The following is a 15,328-nucleotide window of genomic DNA, read 5'->3' as shown; positions in this document are numbered from 1 at the left end:
TTGGTCTTGCTCTGCCCCCCCCCACCCCGCCCCCTCCCTTTTTCCCTCCCCCCTCCTTCCCTCCTCTTTTTTGTTCGCTTCTTTTTTTCTCGTCTTTTTTTTTCTCTCCCCACTTCTTCGTCGCGGCTGGTGCTCGCGGCGCAGGTTGGTGCTCGCGGCGCAGGTCGGTGCTCGCGGCGCAGGTCGGTGCTCGCGGCGCAGGTTATTGCGAGACATAAGGTGCGCCACGGAACACAAGGTGCGCCGCGAGACACAAGGTGCGCCGCGAGACGAACGGAGCGCAATCCCGGGGCGTCAATGTGGGTTGACAGTCGGCATCCGTGTCAATTATGGTTGACAGCATGTTGGATGACACGGGACGGACTCTGGTGGGCGACGCGGGCTCGCGCGACCCGATCGACGCGCTGCGGGCGATCAGGGCGCAGCGTCACGAACTGGACCGCGCCGAGGCCCTCGCTGTGCGGCGGGCCCGAAACGCGAACGCCTCCTGGCAGCTGATCGCGCTGGCGCTCGAGGTCTCCCGGCAGGCCGTGCACAAGAAGTATGGCGGCAGTCGCCGCAAGGACTGATCGTCCCGACCCGCACGGGCCACCGAGCAGCCCTCTCGTGGGCTCCCCAGGGCACAACCCCCTGCAGATCCCTCGAAACCTCCTCCAGATGTGCCGCCTGACCGGGATCGGCCGAAACCCAGCAGGACCGCGCACCGCCGGGCACAGGCCGCACGGGACCGCGCAACGCGCGAGTTAAGCTCGACTGGTGAGTACGACATCCCCCGGCACCAGCGCCCCCGCGTCCGATACCTCCGCCCCGAAATCCCGTTCCCGCATGGGCCGCCGCGGCGCCCAAGCCGAGGGGCCGCGGGCATCCTTCAGCCAGCTGCTGCCCTACCTGTCGGAGCACAAGGCCGTGCTCAGCGTGGTCGTGGTGCTCAGCGTGCTCGGCGCCGCCGCCAGCCTGGCCCAGCCGTTGCTGGTGAGCCAGGTGATCACCCTCGTGGAGGCCGGCGACCCCCTCGACGGCATCGTCGGTGCCCTCGTCGCGCTCGTCGTGGTCTCCGCGCTGATCAGCGGTTACCAGCACTACCTGCTGCAGCGCACCGGCGAGGGCGTCGTGCTCTCCAGTCGCAAGCGCCTGATCGGGCGGATGCTCAACCTGCCGATCAGCCAGTTCGACGCCCGCCGCACCGGCGACCTGGTCTCCAGGGTGAGCTCGGACACCACCCTGCTGCGTGCCGTGCTCACCCAGGGTGCCGTGGAGGCCATCGGCGGCTCGCTCACCTTCATCGGCGCCATCATCGCGATGCTCATCATCGACCCGGTGCTGCTGAGCCTCACGGTGCTCGTGATTGCGGTGTCGGTGGTGACGGTGGTGCTGCTATCGCGGCGCATCCGCACCGCCAGCCTGGCCGCGCAGACCAAGGTCGGCGACCTGGCCGCCAGCGTGGAACGGGCCATCAGCGCCGTGCGCACGGTGCGCGCCGCCAACGCCACCGCCCGCGAGATTACGGTGGTGGAGAAGGACGCCGAGGGCGCCTGGCAGATGGGCATCAAGGTCGCCAAGGTCTCGGCCCTGGTCGTGCCGATCGCCGGCATCGCCCTGCAGGTGTCGCTGCTCGTGGTGCTCGGCGTCGGCGGCTTCCGCGTCGCAGACGGCAGCATCACCATCGCCAACCTCGTCTCGTTCATCCTCTTCCTGTTCATGATGATCATGCCGCTGGGCCAGTTCTTCGGCGCGATCACCTCGGTCAACTCGGCCCTCGGCGCGCTCGGCCGCATCCAGGAGATCATCGACCTGCCCAGCGAGGACCAGTTCGACCGCGACATCGCCCCGCTGGCCATCGTGGTGGGCGCTGCGAACGCCAAGGTCAACCCGGATGCCCCGGCGATCTCGTTCGAAGACGTGCGCTTCCACTACGCGCCGACCGCGTTGGCCACGACGGATGCCGTCACCGGCGAGCCGCTCACGGGCGCGGCCGGCCGGGCCGACACTGTCGCCCAGCCGGGCCCTGTTGCCCAGGCCGTTCTCGCCGCCGAAGACGGCACCACCCCGGAGGCCACCACCGAGTTCGCCGGCCCGGCTGCTGCCGCTGCCATCGACCCCTCCGCACGCAAGCCGGTGCTGCGCGGGGTCTCATTCAGTGCCCCGCGCGGCCTGCGCACCGCGCTGGTCGGCCCCTCCGGTGCGGGCAAGAGCACCATCCTCGCGCTGATCGAGCGCTTCTACGACGCCGATTCCGGCGTGATCCGGCTCGGCGGCCTGGACATCCGCAGCCTGGACCGCAGTGACCTGCGCGGTCAGATCGGCTACGTGGAGCAGGACGCCCCCGTGCTGGCCGGCTCGCTGCGCGACAACCTCACGTTGGCCACGCCCGATGCCACCGACGAGCAGTGCGTGGCCGTGCTGCACGCGGTGAACCTCGGTGAGGTGCTCGACCGTGACCCGGCCGGCCTCGGCGCCGCGGTCGGCGAGGACGGCGTCAAGCTCTCCGGCGGTGAGCGCCAGCGCCTGGCGATCGCCCGGGCGCTGCTCGCGGCGCCGCCCATTCTGCTGCTGGACGAGTCGACGTCGAGCCTGGACGGCATGAACGAGCAGCTGATGCGTGAGGCCATCGACGCGGTGGCGGTGGACCGCACCCTGATCGTGATCGCGCACCGTCTGTCGACCGTGGTGGACTCCGACCAGATCGTGGTGCTCGACCACGGCGAGGTCGTGGGCACCGGCACCCACTCGGAGCTCGTCGTCTCCACCCCGCTCTACCGCGACCTGGCCAAGCACCAGCTGCTGGTCTAGGCCGCGCGGGGGTCCCTCGGTCCCTCCAGACGCCGCGAGAGCGGGCGTGTGGTTGCCTCAGCACCCGCGAAGCAACCACTTCGCCGCTTTCGCGAGTTGTTCATCTCGCGTGCGCGGGCGCGGCTACGTCGAGAGGTGGTAGCGCACGCTGGCGAGCTCGGCGCGGAGCGCGGGCGGCACCCGGTCGCCGAACCGGCCGAAGAACTCCTCGGTGAGGTCGCACTCGGCCAGCCAGGAGGCCGGGTCGATGCGGAACAGCTGCTCGAGGGTATCCGGGCTCACCTCGAGACCGTCGAGGTTGAGCGCACCGTCGACCGGCAGCAGGCCGATCGGGGTGTCCACGGCGCCTGCGCTGCCTTCGACCCGGCGGATGATCCACTCGAGCACCCGGGAGTTCTCGCCGAATCCAGGCCAGAGGAAGCTGCCGTCCTCGCCCTTGCGGAACCAGTTCACCTGGAAGATCGCCGGCGCTTTGCTACCGAGCCCCCGGCCCACGCGCAGCCAGTGCGCCCAGTAGTCGGCCATGTTGTAGCCGCAGAACGGCAGCATCGCGAACGGGTCCCGGCGCAGCTCCCCCACGGTGCCCTCGGCGGCAGCGGTCTTCTCGGAGGAGATGGTGGCGCCCATGAACACCCCGTGCTTCCAGCTGCGCGCCTCGGCGACCAGCGGCACATTGGTGGCCCGGCGGCCGCCGAACATGATCGCGTCGATCGGCACACCACCCACCGCTTCCCACTCCTCGGCGATCGACGGGCACTGGGCCGCGGGCACCGTGAACCGGGAGTTGGGGTGCGCGGCGGGCCGACCGCTGTCGGGGGTCCAGGAGTTGCCCTCCCAGTCGGTGAGGTGCGCGGGCGGGGTGTCGGTCAGGCCCTCCCACCACACGTCACCGTCGTCGCGCAGGGCGACGTTGGTGAAGATGGTGTTGCCCCACACCGTTTGCACGGCGGTGGGGTTGGTGGTCTCGCCGGTGCCGGGCGCCACACCGAAGAATCCGGCCTCCGGGTTGATCGCCCAGAGCCGGCCGTCGTCACCGGGGCGGAGCCACGCGATGTCGTCGCCGATGGTCTCCACGCTCCAACCGGGCACCGTGGGCTTGAGCATTGACAGGTTGGTCTTTCCGCAGGCCGAGGGGAACGCGGCGGCCACATGGTAGGTGCCGCCCTCGGGCGACGTCACCTTGATGAGCAGCATGTGCTCGGCCAGCCAGCCCTCGTCGCGCGCCATCACCGAGGCGATCCGCAGGGCGAACGACTTCTTCGACAGCAGCGCGTTGCCGCCGTAGCCGGAGCCGAACGACCACACCTCGCGGTCCTCGGGAAACTGCACGATGTACTTGGTGTCGTTGCTGGGCCAGGTGACGTCGGCCCGGCGGGTGCCCGCTGCGTCGACGAGCGGGAAGCCCACGCTGTGCACGGTTTGCACCCACGGGGTGCCGGCCTCGATCAGGCGCAGCACATTCGTGCCCATCCGGGTCATGATGCCCATGTTCAGCACGACGTAGGGCGAGTCGGTGATCTCCACCCCCAGCTGCGAGATGGGGCCAGCAAGCGGGCCCATGGAGAACGGCACCACGTACATGGTGCGGCCGCGCATGCTGCCGGCGAAGGCGTCGGTCAGTTCGGCCCGCATCGCCTGCGGTTCGGCCCAGTTGTTGGTGGGGCCGGCGTCGTCACGGTGGGTGGAGCAGATGAAGGTGCGGTCCTCGACCCTGGCCACATCAGACGGGCTGGTGCGGGCGAGGAAGCTGTTCGGCCGCCATTCCGGGTTGAGCCGGATGAGCTTGCCCTCGGCGACGAGCTGCTTGGAGAGCTGATCGGCCTCCTGGGCGCTGCCGGTGCACCAGACGATGGCGTCGGGCCGGGTGAGCCGGGCGATCTCGTCGACCCAGGCCTGCAGGGCGGGGTCGGTCGTGCCCGTCGACGTGCCGTAGGGGGTGGCCACACCGGTGGCGGTCGAGTGGGCGGCGTGGGCGCGAATGTCGCTGCGCACGGGGTGGGTGACGGTCATGGTCTGGCCTTCCTCGGGATGCGGACGGGAGCGGGAAGCGGGGGGCAGGAGCACTAAATTCGTCCTGTGCATTAAGAATGCGACTGAATCCGGGCCAGAAACCGAAAAACAGGCGTTAAGAATCATGGTTCTTTACGTATGCTTAAGGAATGCCAACGCCGGCCTCCGACCTCGTCACCCTGGGTCACCGCATCCGTCACTTTCGCAGTGAGCGCGCGCTCACCCTCGACCAGCTCGGTGAGCAGGTGGGCTTGGCGGCCAGCCAGCTCTCCCTGATCGAGAACGGGCGGCGGGAGCCCAAGCTGTCGGTTCTGCAGCAGCTGGCGCAGGCGCTGGGCGTGCCGCTGGCCGATCTGCTCAGCGGCGAGGCGCCCAACACCCGGGCGGCCCTGGAGATCGAGCTGGCCCGGGCGCAGCGGAACCCGCTCTACGGCGCACTCGGCCTGCCCCAGGTGAAGGTGACCAAGGGCATGCCGCTGCCGGCGATCGAGTCGCTGGTGGGGCTGCACCGCGAGCTCGCCCGGCGTGCCAGCGAGGCCATCGCCACCCCCGAGGAGGCCCGCCGGGCCAACACCGAGCTGCGCGAGCGGATGCGCGAGCGCGGTAACTACATGCCCGACATCGAGAAGCTCGCCGAGGAGCGGGTACGGGCCTCCGGGCATGTTTCCGGGGCGCTCACTCACCGTGAGGTGAGCGTGATGGCCGAGCAGCTGGGTTTCACCCTGATCTACGTGAACGACCTGCCGGGCTCCACTCGCTCGGTGACCGACCTGGCCAACCACCGCATCTACCTGCCGCCGGCGTCGATCCCCGGCGGACACGGGTTGCGCTCGATGGCGCTGCAGGCGATGGGGCACCGGCTGCTCGGCCACGAACGGCCGGCCAGTTACGCCGAATTCCTCTGGCAGCGGCTGGAGATCAACTACTTCGCCGCCTGCTGCCTGATGCCGCTGGAGGCCACCCGCTCATTCCTGCAGACCGCCAAGCGCGACCGGGTGCTCTCGGTCGAAGACCTGCGCGACGCGTTCGGGGTGACCCACGAGGCGGCCGCGCTGCGGCTGACCAACCTGGCCACGGCGCACCTGGACATGACCGTGCACTTCCTGCGGGTCTCCGGCGACGGCGGCCTGCAGAAGGGCTACGAGAACGACGGCCTGCCGCTGCCCGCCGACGTGACCGGCTCGATCGAGGGTCAGCTGGTCTGCAAGCAGTGGAGCGCCCGCAGCGCGTTCACGCACACGAACCGCACCACCGAGTTCTACCAGTACACCGACACCCCGGCGGGCACGTTCTGGTGCGCCACCCAGACCGGCAGCACCTCGGATGGTGAGTTCTCGATCAGCGTCGGCGCCCCGTTTGCGCAGGCCAAGTGGTTCCGCGGCCGGGAGACCACGCAGCGGGCGGTGTCCCGCTGCCCCGACGAAACCTGCTGCCGGCGCCCGTCCGGGGCTGTCGCCGCCCGGTGGGCCGGCCAGGCCTGGCCGAGCGCCCGGCTGCACGCGCACGTGCTCTCCCCGCTGCCCAGCGGCACCTTCCCCGGTGTCGACGACACCGAGGTGTACGAGTTCCTCGAGGCGCACGCCGACCAGTAGGCCCGGGCGCTCCGCCCCTGACCCACGCTACTTGCGGGAGCCGGGATCGTCGTCGCCGATGTGCCCGGGCGCGTTGGCGGCGAGAACCCGCTGCACGAAGGCCGAGTACTCCTCCATGTAGTGCCTGAGGAACGTGCGGGTGCCCTCGTTCGTGACCTCACCATCCGGGCTGAACACCTCGGCGCTGAACTGGATGTACGCCTCCGGCGAGTTCAGCTGCGGGGCGTCGAGGAAGCTCAGCACGCTGCGCATCGAGGACTGCATCACGGCGGTGCCGATGCCGCCGGGCGAGGCGCCGATGATGCCGGTGGGCTTGCGGGCGAAGGAGTTCGCACCCCACGGCCGGGAACCCCAGTCGATGGCGTTCTTGAGAGCGCCCGGGATCGACCGGTTGTACTCCGGCGAGACGAACAGGATGCCGTCGGAGGCCTCGATGGCCGTCTTCAGCTCCCGGCCGGCCGGCGGAAAATCGGCGTCGTAGTCAGAGCTGTACAGCGGCAGGTTACCGATCGGGATCTCGGTGAATTCCAGCTCGGCCGGGGCGAGTTTGATCAACGCGCTGCTCAGCGTGCGGTTGATGGAGGTGCTGGCGAGGCTTCCGATCAGGTAGCCGATCTTGAAGGTGGCCATGGGTCTGTTCCTTTCCGACATTCACGTCTTCGGTGCGGCGAGGTGCTCCCGCAGCCCGCGCGGGCGAATCCCGCCCGTATCGGTCTAGCACCGCAAGCCCGGACCCGCCTGAGTGTCGGGTACGGGGCCTCGCGATGTCAACTTGCCAAATGGCAAGTGGCTGCTAGATTGACAGTGCGGCGGGTTCGTCGCGGTGATCGGGGGAACACAATGAACGACCAGCACAGCAGCGACAGCGCACAGCTGAGCACGGATGCGGCGGCGCGGCTGCTGCAGGCCAGCGAAAGCGTCGATGATCGGGTGCGTGAGGCGATCGCGGCGCGCACCCAGGCCATCATCGACGCGTGGATGGCCGTAGCCGTTGTGGTGTACTGCCTGGCGTTCGCGTTCTCCAACGTCGGCGGAGCCGCCGGTGCCGGTCTCATCCCCGGGGTGGAGAACACGACCGGCGAGGGGGTCTCGGTGACGTTCCTGGTGCTCGCGGCGTTCTTCGCAGCCAGCGGTCTCACCGATGGGCTCACTCAGAGCCTGCGTCACCCCACCGGCCGTGGGGCGAAGCTGCGCCGCGGCTATGCGACCGCGAGCCTGCTGCCGTTCGCCGCGATCGTGTACCTGGTCTTCTTCGCACCGACGGCGTCGGTGCCCCTGGCGGTGCTGATCGTGGCCGCCTCGGCAGCGCCCGTGGTGGTTCTGGCGATTCGCTCCGCCCGGCGGGCCAAACTCGCCGGAGTCCGTCGCCCGGAGCCGGCCCTGTCGGCGCTGCTCGACCCGCCCGGCCGGGTGGGCACGGCCATCCTGGGCCTGTGGTTGGGCGCGATCGGAATGTTGACCGCGCCCACGTTCGGTGTCGCCGGCGTCATCGCGGCCTCCGCCTTCCTCCTCGTCTTACTCGGAACCCGCACGACCCGCTTCGGCCTGGACCGGCTCGCGGAAGACTGGGGGCGCACCCAGTGGACCGCTGTCGGCTGCTCCTACCTGCTCGTTCTCGCCCTGTCCGTGCTGCTGGCACGCAGCACCTGGGACCTCGGTGTCGTCGGTGTCGGCGGCGGTATCCTCATCGCAGCCCCGTTGGTGTTCGCGGCGTTCCGCCCCGCGCCCATCTGGGAGGCCTGATGGGCGACCACCATCCCCGGCACGACCTCGACGACGCGCTGCTCACGCCGCTGCGGTTCTCCGTGATGGCGGCGCTGCGGGCGGAAGTGGAAATCGACTTCGGCACCCTGCGCGAGCTGCTCGAGACCGACGATTCGGCGCTGAGCAAGGCCATCAGCACACTCGGCGCCGCGGGCTACCTGGCCGTGCGCAAGGGCTACGTGGGCAACCGGCCGCGCACCTGGCTCACCGCCACGAGCGCCGGCATCGCGGCCATGCGCATCCACGTGGCCGCCCTGCAGGCCATCGCCGCGGGGCTGCCGCCGGCCGGCGGCGCCGAGACCGGCGAGGCGGGCGACGCCAGCCGGTAAATTGGATGCCATGATTCACATTGAGCCGGACAGCCCCGCCAGCGCGGATGTGCGCCTGCTGCTGGACGAGCACCTGGCCGACATGTTCGCCACATCACCGGCCGAGAGCGTGCACGCCCTGGACCATTCGGCGTTGTCGGCGCCGGAGATCTCGTTCTGGACGGCCCGGGAGGACGGCGCCCTGCTCGGCTGTGGGGCCCTGAAACAGTTGACCCCCGCCGCGGGCGAGATCAAGTCGATGCGCACCACCGCCGCGGCGCGCGGGCGTGGCGTCGCCACCCTTTTGCTCGCCCGCATCGTCGACGAGGCTCGCCGGCGAAACCTCGAGCGGCTCTACCTCGAGACCGGCAGCGAGGAGTTCTTCGCGCCGGCCCGCCGCCTCTACGCCCGGCACGGTTTCACCGCCTGCCCGCCCTTCGCCGACTACACCGCCGACCCGCACAGCACCTTCATGACCCTGTCCCTCACCACCGGCGCGAGTGCATAGCTCCTGCACTTTCTGACCGGGTGACGGATGCGCCCGTGCGGATTCCGGCATCCGTCGCCTCGGCCGGCGGCTCAGCGCCGGAGGTCTACGGCGGGGAGCCGGTCGCGGGTGTCGAGCCATGCGGCCATGCGCCGGATGCTGGCGTGCGCCGCCGGGTTGTCGGGCTCGTTGAGGTGACCGTGCCGGGTGCCCGGTTCCCGGCAGACCGTCACATCCACGCCGGCCAGGGCGAGTTCCGCCGCGAACGCCTGCCCGGACGCGCGCAGACTGTCGTGCTCCGAGTTCACGATGAAGGTGGGCGGCAGGCCGGCCAGCTCGTGGCCGCCGGGGAACGCGTAGGGGTTACCGAGTTCGGCGGGGTCGCCCACGTAGTTGAGGTTCATCGCCCGCACATCGTCGGGCTCGAACCGGGCGTCGGCGGGCAGTGCGGCGATCTTCTGGGCGAGTTCGGAGGCAGGGTGCGGCAGCGCACTGTGCACCAGCGGGTAGGCCAGGAGCAGCGACGCCGGCTGGGCGCCGCCGCCATCCCGCAGTCGAAGCGCCACCCCCGCGGCGAGGTCCGCCCCCGCGCTGGCCCCGCCCAACGACAGCTGGTCGGCATCTATCCCGAACTCGGCAGCGTGTTCCACGGCCCAGCGGAAGACCGCGGCGATCTCCTCGGAGGCGACCGGGAAGAGCACTCCGGCGCGGGACGGCTCGCTGTCGGTCAGCGCCGCGGAAACCGGCGCCAGTCGGTAGTCGACGCTGATCACCGTGGTGCCGCGCGCCGCCAGCTCCTGGGACACCCAGTGCGCTTCGGGCATCTCGAGGTCGCCCCAGGCGAAGCCACCGCCGTGCGCCCAGACGAGCGCCGGGGTCGGCCCGGCATCCGTATCGGTGGCGGGATAGACCCGAATCGGGATGGCGCCGTGTGGGCCGGCAATTGTCAGGGAGTGCATGGCTCCGATCCTCCCAGCAACCGTCGCTCGGCGCCGGGCCGACACGCGCCGGGCGGCTCCCCCGGCCCAGCGCTGGGCGCAACTGTTTCCAGTGCGGACAAATGGTGCCGGCGCACCGGGTGCAATTGTCCGCATGGGTAACAGTTAAGGGCAGCCTGGGGCGGCGGCGCGGGGACGGGGCGGGACGGGGCGCTACTGGGGAGCCATGCGGATGCCGCCGTCGAGGCGGATGGTCTCGCCGTTCAGCATCGGGTTCTCGACGATGTGGCGCACCAGGGCCGCGTACTCGGCGGGGTCGCCGAGCCGGGCCGGATGCGGCACCTGGGCGCCCAGCGAGGTGCGGGCCTCGGCGGGCAGGCCCTGCAGCAGCGGGGTGTCGAACAGGCCAGGCGCGATGGTCACCACGCGGATGAGCGAGCGGGCGAACTCCCGCGCCAACGGCAGGGTCATCGCCGCGACGCCGCCCTTGGACGCCGCATACGCGGCCTGACCGATCTGGCCGTCGAAGGCCGCCACGGATGCGGTGTTCACGATCACGCCGCGCTCCGGGGTTCCCCCTGCGGTCGGGGAACTCGGCTCGGCACCGGCCGCACGGCCGTCATCGGCCGGGCCGCCGTCGGGCCGGGTCCTCGCGGGCCCGCCACTCGCGGGCCCGGTCTCGGCGCCGAGGCTCACCGGGTCCGTAGCCTGCATGGCCGCGGCAGCCAGGCGCACCACGTTGAAGGTGCCGACGAGGTTGATCCGCAGCACCCGCTCGAAGTCCGCCACGGGCATCGGGCCCTGCCGGCCCACGGCGCGGGCGGCGGGTGCGATGCCGGCGCAGTTCACCACGATGCGGAGCGGTGCCATGGCGCCGGCGGCCGTCACCGCAGCCTGCACATCGGCCTCGGAGGTCACATCCCCCGCAAGGAATATGGCCGCGTTCAGCGCCGTCGTCGACGTTGCCGCGAACGCCCCCGTAGCGCCGGCCGACCCCACGGACCCCAGCTCAGCCGCGCGTTCCAGCCCGGCCGAGCCGGGCAGATCGAACAACACGACGTGCGCCCCGGCCGCGTGCAGCGCCCGCGCGGTGGCCAGCCCGAGGCCGGAGGCGGCTCCGGTGACGAGGGCGGAGCATCCGCGGATCTGCACGTCAGAGCCGTTCGATGATGGTGGCGTTGGCCATGCCGCCGCCCTCGCACATGGTCTGCAGGCCGTAGCGGCCACCGTCGCGTTCGAGGGATTCGAGCAGGGTGCCGAGCAGCCGGGTGCCGGAGGACCCGAGCGCGTGCCCGAGCGCGATCGCGCCGCCGCTGGCGTTGAGTTTGGCGAGGTCGGCGCGCAGCTCGCGCTGCCAGACCAGCGGCACGCAGGCGAACGCCTCGTTGACCTCGTAGGCGTCCAGGTCGTCGATGCCGAGACCGGTGCGGGCCAGGATGCGCCGGGTGGCGGGGATCACGCCGGTGAGCATGAGCAGCGGGTCGCTGCCGGTGACGGCGAAGCCGTGGAAGCGGGCGCGCGGGGTGAGGCCCAGGGCGGCGGCGCGGTTGGCGCTCATGATCAGGGCGGCGGAGGCGCCGTCGGTGAGCGGCGAGGAGTTGCCGGCGGTGATCTGCCAGTCCACCTCGGGGAACCGGGCGGCGAGCTCGTCGGTGCGGAACGCGAGCGGGAGATCCGCCAGGGTCTCCACGGTGCTGCGGCGGCGGATGGTCTCGTCGCCGACCACCTGGCGGCCGTCGGGCAGGGTCACCGGCAGCAGCGAGCCGTCGAAGTCGCCGCGCGCGGCGGCCGCGGCGGCGAGTTGGTGCGAGCGGGCTGCGTACTCGTCGAGTTCGGCCCGGGTGAGGCCCCACTTGGCGCTGATGAGCTCGGCGGAGACGCCCTGGCCCACGAGCCCGGCCGGGTAGCGGGCGTGCATCATTCGGCCGTGCGGGTCTTGGCTGATGATCGCGGATGCGGGCGAACCCCAGCCCTCGGTGCGGCCGGCTGCGTCGGAGCCGCCGGGCGGGGTCGGCCCGCCGGCGGAGCCCAGCGGGATGCGGCTCATGGATTCGACGCCGCAGGCGATGACGATGTCGTAGCTGCCGGCGAGCACCCCCTGCGCGGCGAAGGTGGCGGCCTGCTGGCTGGAGCCGCACTGCCGGTCGATGGTGGTGCCGGGCACCGACTCGGGGAACCCGGCGCTCAACAGCGCGGTGCGGGTGATGTTGGTGCTCTGCTCGCCCACCTGGGTGAGGCATCCGCCGATCACATCGTCGACCAGCGCCGGATCGAGGTTATTGCGGTTGACCAGGTCTTTCAGCACACCCGCGAGCAGGTCGGCCGGATGCACCCCGGAGAGCGCACCGCCGGGCTTACCCCGGCCGGATGGCGTGCGGACTACATCGACGATGACGGCATCATTGCTCATGACCCCAGCCTAGGCTCGCGCGCGCCGCGGCACGCTCACCCGCAGCGGTTCAGTCCGGCTTCTCCTCGTCGGATCCGGGCCGGTGCACGGTGAGAATCTGCGCGGCAGCGGCCCGCGGACGATAGGTTTGGGTGGGGTCCAGGAGCAGCGCCGACCCGTGGTCGGCCTCGGCGCCGTCCACCCGCACGGTGCCGCGCAGGGCGACCAGAACCTGGGCGCCCGGCCGGATCTCGGTGTGGGGGCCGATAGTGCGGATGGCGAGCCGGGGCGGCTCGGCGGCGCCGACGAAGGTCAGCAGAATGAGGGAACTCGCCCCGGGGGGCCGCAGTTTGGGTCGTTCGAACAGCACCGTGGACGACAGCACGGGCATCACGTGGTCACGGCGAAGCACGCGGCTCGCCTCCACGGACCGCACCGCCACCTGCGGGCCGGCGAGGCCGACCACGTAGTTGTGGGTGCCGGCCGGACCGACCAGGAGGCCGGTGGAGTCCTTGATCTCGACCACGCGGAGCTGCCAACGCAGATTCAGGTCGGCGTCGAGGTCGGCCCAGATCTCGCGGGCGCCGCCCCGGCCCTGGTCGAGCGGCTGGCGGGGAATGTCGGAGAACCGGCTGGTGCGGGGCGGAATCCGTCGTGCGACGGTGTCGTCGTCCTCGTCTTCGGCAATGGTCATTGGCTGTTCCTGCCGAGGTCTGCGCACACAGAAATGTGCTGGATGGCCCGCATATCAACCATCCAGCACATCTCGGTGTTACGGGGGTGCCGGCGTTACTCAGGCCCTGACGTCGGTGAGGACGTAGCCCTCTTCGCCGTGCATGGCCGAGTCGATGCCCGCGACCTCGTCTTCGTTCTTCACGCGGAAGCCGATGGTCTTCTCGATGGCGAAGGCGATGATGAAGGCGAGCACGAAGGAGTAGATCAGAACGGAGAACGCCGCGATGGCCTGAACGAGCAGCTGGGTGCCGTCGCCGCCCAGGAAGAGGCCGGTGCCGTTGGCGAAGAAGCCCAGGTAGAGGGTACCGATGAGGCCACCGACGAGGTGGATGCCCACGACGTCGAGCGAGTCATCGAAGCCCAGCTTGAACTTGAGGTCGACGGCGATGGCGCAGACCGCGCCGGCGATGACACCGAGCAGGATCGCCCAGATCGGCTGCAGCGAACCACACGCGGGGGTGATCGCAACGAGGCCGGCGACGGCACCGGATGCGGCGCCGACCGAGGTGGGCTTGCCGTCGCGCACCTTCTCCACGACCAACCAGGCGAGCAGGGCGGCGGACGGGGCTGCGATCGTGTTGACGAACGCGAGGGCGGCGGTGCCGTCAGCAGCCAGCTCGGAGCCGGCGTTGAAGCCGAACCAGCCGAACCAGAGCAGGCCGGCGCCGAGCAGCACGAACGGCGGGTTGTGCGGAACGTTGACGCCCTTCTGGAAGCCGACGCGCTTGCCGAGCACCAGGGCGAGGGCGAGAGCGGCAGCACCGGCGTTGATGTGCACCGCGGTGCCACCGGCGAAGTCGATCGCGCCGAGGCCGAAGACGTCTTGCAGGCCGTGCGTGATCCAACCGCCGTAGGCGAAGCTGCCGTCCTCGGCGAGGCCGAAGTTGAAGACCCAGCTGGCGACCGGGAAGTAGACGACGGTGGCCCAGATGCCGGCGAAGATCATCCAGGAGCCGAACTTGGCGCGGTCGGCGATGGCGCCGGAGATCAGCGCGACAGTGATGATGGCGAACGTGGCCTGGAAGGCGACGAAGGCGAGCGGCGGGTAAGCGGCGCCCTCCGGGGTCTCGAGGGCGGCGGTCAGGCCGATGTTGCTCCAGTCGATCGCCCACGGCGCCACCGTTCCTTCGGACCCGGGGAACGCGATCGCGTAACCGTAGATCACCCAGAGCACACCGATGAGTCCGAGCGCACCGAAGCTCATCATCATCATGCTGATGACGCTCTTGGCCTTGACCAGTCCACCGTAGAAGAACGCCAGTCCCGGTGTCATCAGTAGGACGAGCGCTGCGGAAATCAGTATGAAAGCAGTATTGCCTTGATCCATCGTGAAAAACCTCTCTGCACGGACGCAGGGGGCGCGTCGGGTAGAAGCCACATTGACAGGGCTCTGTTACACCCACGGCAAGACTTTGTTTCGGGCAGGTTGCAGAGAGCGCCCGTACGTAAACAACAGATGACGGCGGGCTTACAGTCCCACGAGAGTCAGCCGGACAGCGCCCACATCGCGACAGCGCTGGCCGCCGCAACGTTAAGGGAGTCGATGCCGTGCTTCATCGGGATCTGCACCACGGAGTCCGACGCGGCCAGGGCTTCCTCGGTGAGTCCCTCCCCCTCGGCGCCGAGCAGCAGCGCCAGCCGGGCATGCTGCTGGCCGGGGAAGTCGCGCAGGCTCACGGCATCCGGGGTGAGCGCCAGCGCGGCGACGTGGAAGCCGTGCTCGGTGAGCTGCCGCCGGGTGCTCGGCCAGTCGCCCACCCGGGTCCACGGCACCTGCAGCACGGTGCCCATCGACACCCGGATGGCGCGGCGGTAGAACGGGTCGGAGCAGCGCGGGGTGACCAGGATCGCGTCGGCGCCGATCGCGCCGGCCGAGCGGAAGATCGCGCCCACGTTGGTGGGGTCGGTGACGTTCTCCAGAATCAGGATGCGCCGGGCCCCCGCCAGCAGCGCCGCCGGTTCGGGCAGGGCGGGCCGGTGCATCGCGGCGATCAGGCCGCGGTGCAGCACGTACCCGGTCAGCTCGGTGAGCAGCTCCCCCGCGCCCACGAACACCGGCACGTCGTCGCCGACCAGGGCGCGGGCCTCATCGAGCGTGTTCGCCAGGGTGAGCACCGACCGGGGCCGGTGGCCGGCGCCGAGCGCCCGCTCGAGCACCAGCGCGGACTCGGCGATGTACAGGCCGTGCTCGGTGCCCCGTGCCTTCTTGAGCGCCACATCCGTCGTCTGGGTGTAGTCGGCGAGCCGGGGGTCGCTCAGGTCGGAGATCTCGATGACGGGCATCCGAAAAGCCTACCGACGCCCCGCACCGCCCC

14 protein-coding genes are annotated in these 15,328 nt (G+C 70.5%); 6 read left to right on the top strand and 8 right to left on the bottom strand.

Going from position 1 to position 15,328, the window contains the following annotated elements:
* The first annotated feature begins 341 nt into the window (after positions 1-341).
* Both ACEN2M_RS13030 and ACEN2M_RS13025 read left to right on the top strand, forming a co-directional pair.
* Positions 342-569 (top strand): hypothetical protein, encoded by a 228-nt coding sequence (locus ACEN2M_RS13030; RefSeq protein WP_441648558.1) that lies wholly within the window; start codon positions 342-344, stop codon positions 567-569.
* A gap of 256 nt (positions 570-825) precedes the next feature.
* Positions 826-2,790, top strand: coding sequence for an ABC transporter ATP-binding protein (locus ACEN2M_RS13025; RefSeq protein ID WP_441648561.1), 1,965 nt, complete (start codon positions 826-828; stop codon positions 2,788-2,790).
* Positions 2,791-2,913: 123 nt separating this feature from the next.
* On the opposite strand, the gene ACEN2M_RS13020 is transcribed toward ACEN2M_RS13025, so the two are convergent.
* A complete protein-coding gene (locus ACEN2M_RS13020; protein ID WP_441648557.1) occupies positions 2,914-4,800 on the bottom strand; it encodes a phosphoenolpyruvate carboxykinase (GTP) in 1,887 nt (628 codons plus the stop codon).
* 149 nt (positions 4,801-4,949) lie between these two features.
* On the opposite strand from ACEN2M_RS13020, the gene ACEN2M_RS13015 reads away from it, so the two are divergent.
* Entirely contained in the window at positions 4,950-6,392 is a 1,443-nt protein-coding gene (locus ACEN2M_RS13015) for a helix-turn-helix domain-containing protein (protein ID WP_441648556.1), read from the top strand.
* Positions 6,393-6,419: 27 nt separating this feature from the next.
* Here the strand turns inward: ACEN2M_RS13015 and ACEN2M_RS13010 are convergent, their stop codons facing one another.
* A complete protein-coding gene (locus tag ACEN2M_RS13010) occupies positions 6,420-7,022 on the bottom strand; it encodes an NADPH-dependent FMN reductase (protein WP_441648555.1) in 603 nt (200 codons plus the stop codon).
* A gap of 210 nt (positions 7,023-7,232) precedes the next feature.
* On the opposite strand from ACEN2M_RS13010, the gene ACEN2M_RS13005 reads away from it, so the two are divergent.
* From ACEN2M_RS13005 to ACEN2M_RS12995, 3 genes are read left to right on the top strand one after another with little or no spacing between them, the layout of a single operon-like run.
* Positions 7,233-8,135 (top strand): hypothetical protein, encoded by a 903-nt coding sequence (locus ACEN2M_RS13005; RefSeq protein ID WP_441648554.1) that lies wholly within the window; start codon positions 7,233-7,235, stop codon positions 8,133-8,135.
* Positions 8,135-8,485 (top strand): transcriptional regulator, encoded by a 351-nt coding sequence (locus tag ACEN2M_RS13000; protein ID WP_441648553.1) that lies wholly within the window; start codon positions 8,135-8,137, stop codon positions 8,483-8,485. Before ACEN2M_RS13005 ends, ACEN2M_RS13000 begins: the two co-directional genes overlap by 1 nt.
* 10 nt (positions 8,486-8,495) lie before the next feature.
* Positions 8,496-8,972 (top strand): GNAT family N-acetyltransferase, encoded by a 477-nt coding sequence (locus ACEN2M_RS12995; RefSeq protein ID WP_441648552.1) that lies wholly within the window; start codon positions 8,496-8,498, stop codon positions 8,970-8,972.
* Positions 8,973-9,043: 71 nt separating this feature from the next.
* Here the strand turns inward: ACEN2M_RS12995 and ACEN2M_RS12990 are convergent, their stop codons facing one another.
* The 6 genes from ACEN2M_RS12990 to ACEN2M_RS12965 all read right to left on the bottom strand — a co-directional run bounded on the left by ACEN2M_RS12990 (position 9,044) and on the right by ACEN2M_RS12965 (position 15,296).
* Positions 9,044-9,910, bottom strand: a complete 867-nt coding sequence (locus tag ACEN2M_RS12990; protein WP_441648551.1) for an alpha/beta hydrolase — start codon at positions 9,908-9,910, stop codon at positions 9,044-9,046.
* Positions 9,911-10,102: 192 nt separating this feature from the next.
* Positions 10,103-11,041: an SDR family NAD(P)-dependent oxidoreductase gene (locus tag ACEN2M_RS12985; RefSeq protein WP_441648550.1), complete on the bottom strand. Its 939-nt coding sequence runs from the start codon at positions 11,039-11,041 to the stop codon at positions 10,103-10,105.
* A 1-nt stretch (position 11,042) separates the two neighbouring features.
* Positions 11,043-12,299, bottom strand: a complete 1,257-nt coding sequence (locus tag ACEN2M_RS12980; RefSeq protein ID WP_441648549.1) for a thiolase family protein — start codon at positions 12,297-12,299, stop codon at positions 11,043-11,045.
* A gap of 49 nt (positions 12,300-12,348) precedes the next feature.
* A complete protein-coding gene (locus tag ACEN2M_RS12975; protein WP_441648548.1) occupies positions 12,349-12,972 on the bottom strand; it encodes a hypothetical protein in 624 nt (207 codons plus the stop codon).
* Positions 12,973-13,071: 99 nt separating this feature from the next.
* A complete protein-coding gene (locus ACEN2M_RS12970; RefSeq protein WP_441648547.1) occupies positions 13,072-14,340 on the bottom strand; it encodes an ammonium transporter in 1,269 nt (422 codons plus the stop codon).
* A 158-nt stretch (positions 14,341-14,498) separates the two neighbouring features.
* Positions 14,499-15,296: a TrmH family RNA methyltransferase gene (locus ACEN2M_RS12965; RefSeq protein WP_441648546.1), complete on the bottom strand. Its 798-nt coding sequence runs from the start codon at positions 15,294-15,296 to the stop codon at positions 14,499-14,501.
* Positions 15,297-15,328: the final 32 nt, after the last annotated feature.

Origin of the sequence: Cryobacterium sp. W22_MBD10_FK3 (assembly GCF_052113745.1) — a bacterium.
In the GTDB taxonomy this organism is placed as follows: Bacteria; Actinomycetota; Actinomycetes; order Actinomycetales; family Microbacteriaceae; genus Cryobacterium.
Note: the sequence above shows the minus strand (reverse complement) of the source record. Positions and strands in the feature narration are given on the sequence as shown.

Bases quoted from the DNA above. Each gene is read 5' to 3' on its own strand.
- ACEN2M_RS13020 (WP_441648557.1), bottom strand. From the start codon at position 4,800: ATGACCGTCACCCACCCCGTGCGCAGCGACATTCGCGCCCACGCCGCC.
- ACEN2M_RS13025 (WP_441648561.1), top strand. From the start codon at position 826: ATGGGCCGCCGCGGCGCCCAAGCCGAGGGGCCGCGGGCATCCTTCAGC.
- ACEN2M_RS13005 (WP_441648554.1), top strand. From the start codon at position 7,233: ATGAACGACCAGCACAGCAGCGACAGCGCACAGCTGAGCACGGATGCG.
- ACEN2M_RS12990 (WP_441648551.1), bottom strand. From the start codon at position 9,910: ATGCACTCCCTGACAATTGCCGGCCCACACGGCGCCATCCCGATTCGG.
- ACEN2M_RS12980 (WP_441648549.1), bottom strand. From the start codon at position 12,299: ATGAGCAATGATGCCGTCATCGTCGATGTAGTCCGCACGCCATCCGGC.
- ACEN2M_RS13000 (WP_441648553.1), top strand. From the start codon at position 8,135: ATGGGCGACCACCATCCCCGGCACGACCTCGACGACGCGCTGCTCACG.
- ACEN2M_RS13010 (WP_441648555.1), bottom strand. From the start codon at position 7,022: ATGGCCACCTTCAAGATCGGCTACCTGATCGGAAGCCTCGCCAGCACC.
- ACEN2M_RS12995 (WP_441648552.1), top strand. From the start codon at position 8,496: ATGATTCACATTGAGCCGGACAGCCCCGCCAGCGCGGATGTGCGCCTG.
- ACEN2M_RS12970 (WP_441648547.1), bottom strand. From the start codon at position 14,340: ATGGATCAAGGCAATACTGCTTTCATACTGATTTCCGCAGCGCTCGTC.
- ACEN2M_RS12965 (WP_441648546.1), bottom strand. From the start codon at position 15,296: ATGCCCGTCATCGAGATCTCCGACCTGAGCGACCCCCGGCTCGCCGAC.
- ACEN2M_RS12975 (WP_441648548.1), bottom strand. From the start codon at position 12,972: ATGACCATTGCCGAAGACGAGGACGACGACACCGTCGCACGACGGATT.
- ACEN2M_RS13030 (WP_441648558.1), top strand. From the start codon at position 342: ATGTTGGATGACACGGGACGGACTCTGGTGGGCGACGCGGGCTCGCGC.
- ACEN2M_RS13015 (WP_441648556.1), top strand. From the start codon at position 4,950: ATGCCAACGCCGGCCTCCGACCTCGTCACCCTGGGTCACCGCATCCGT.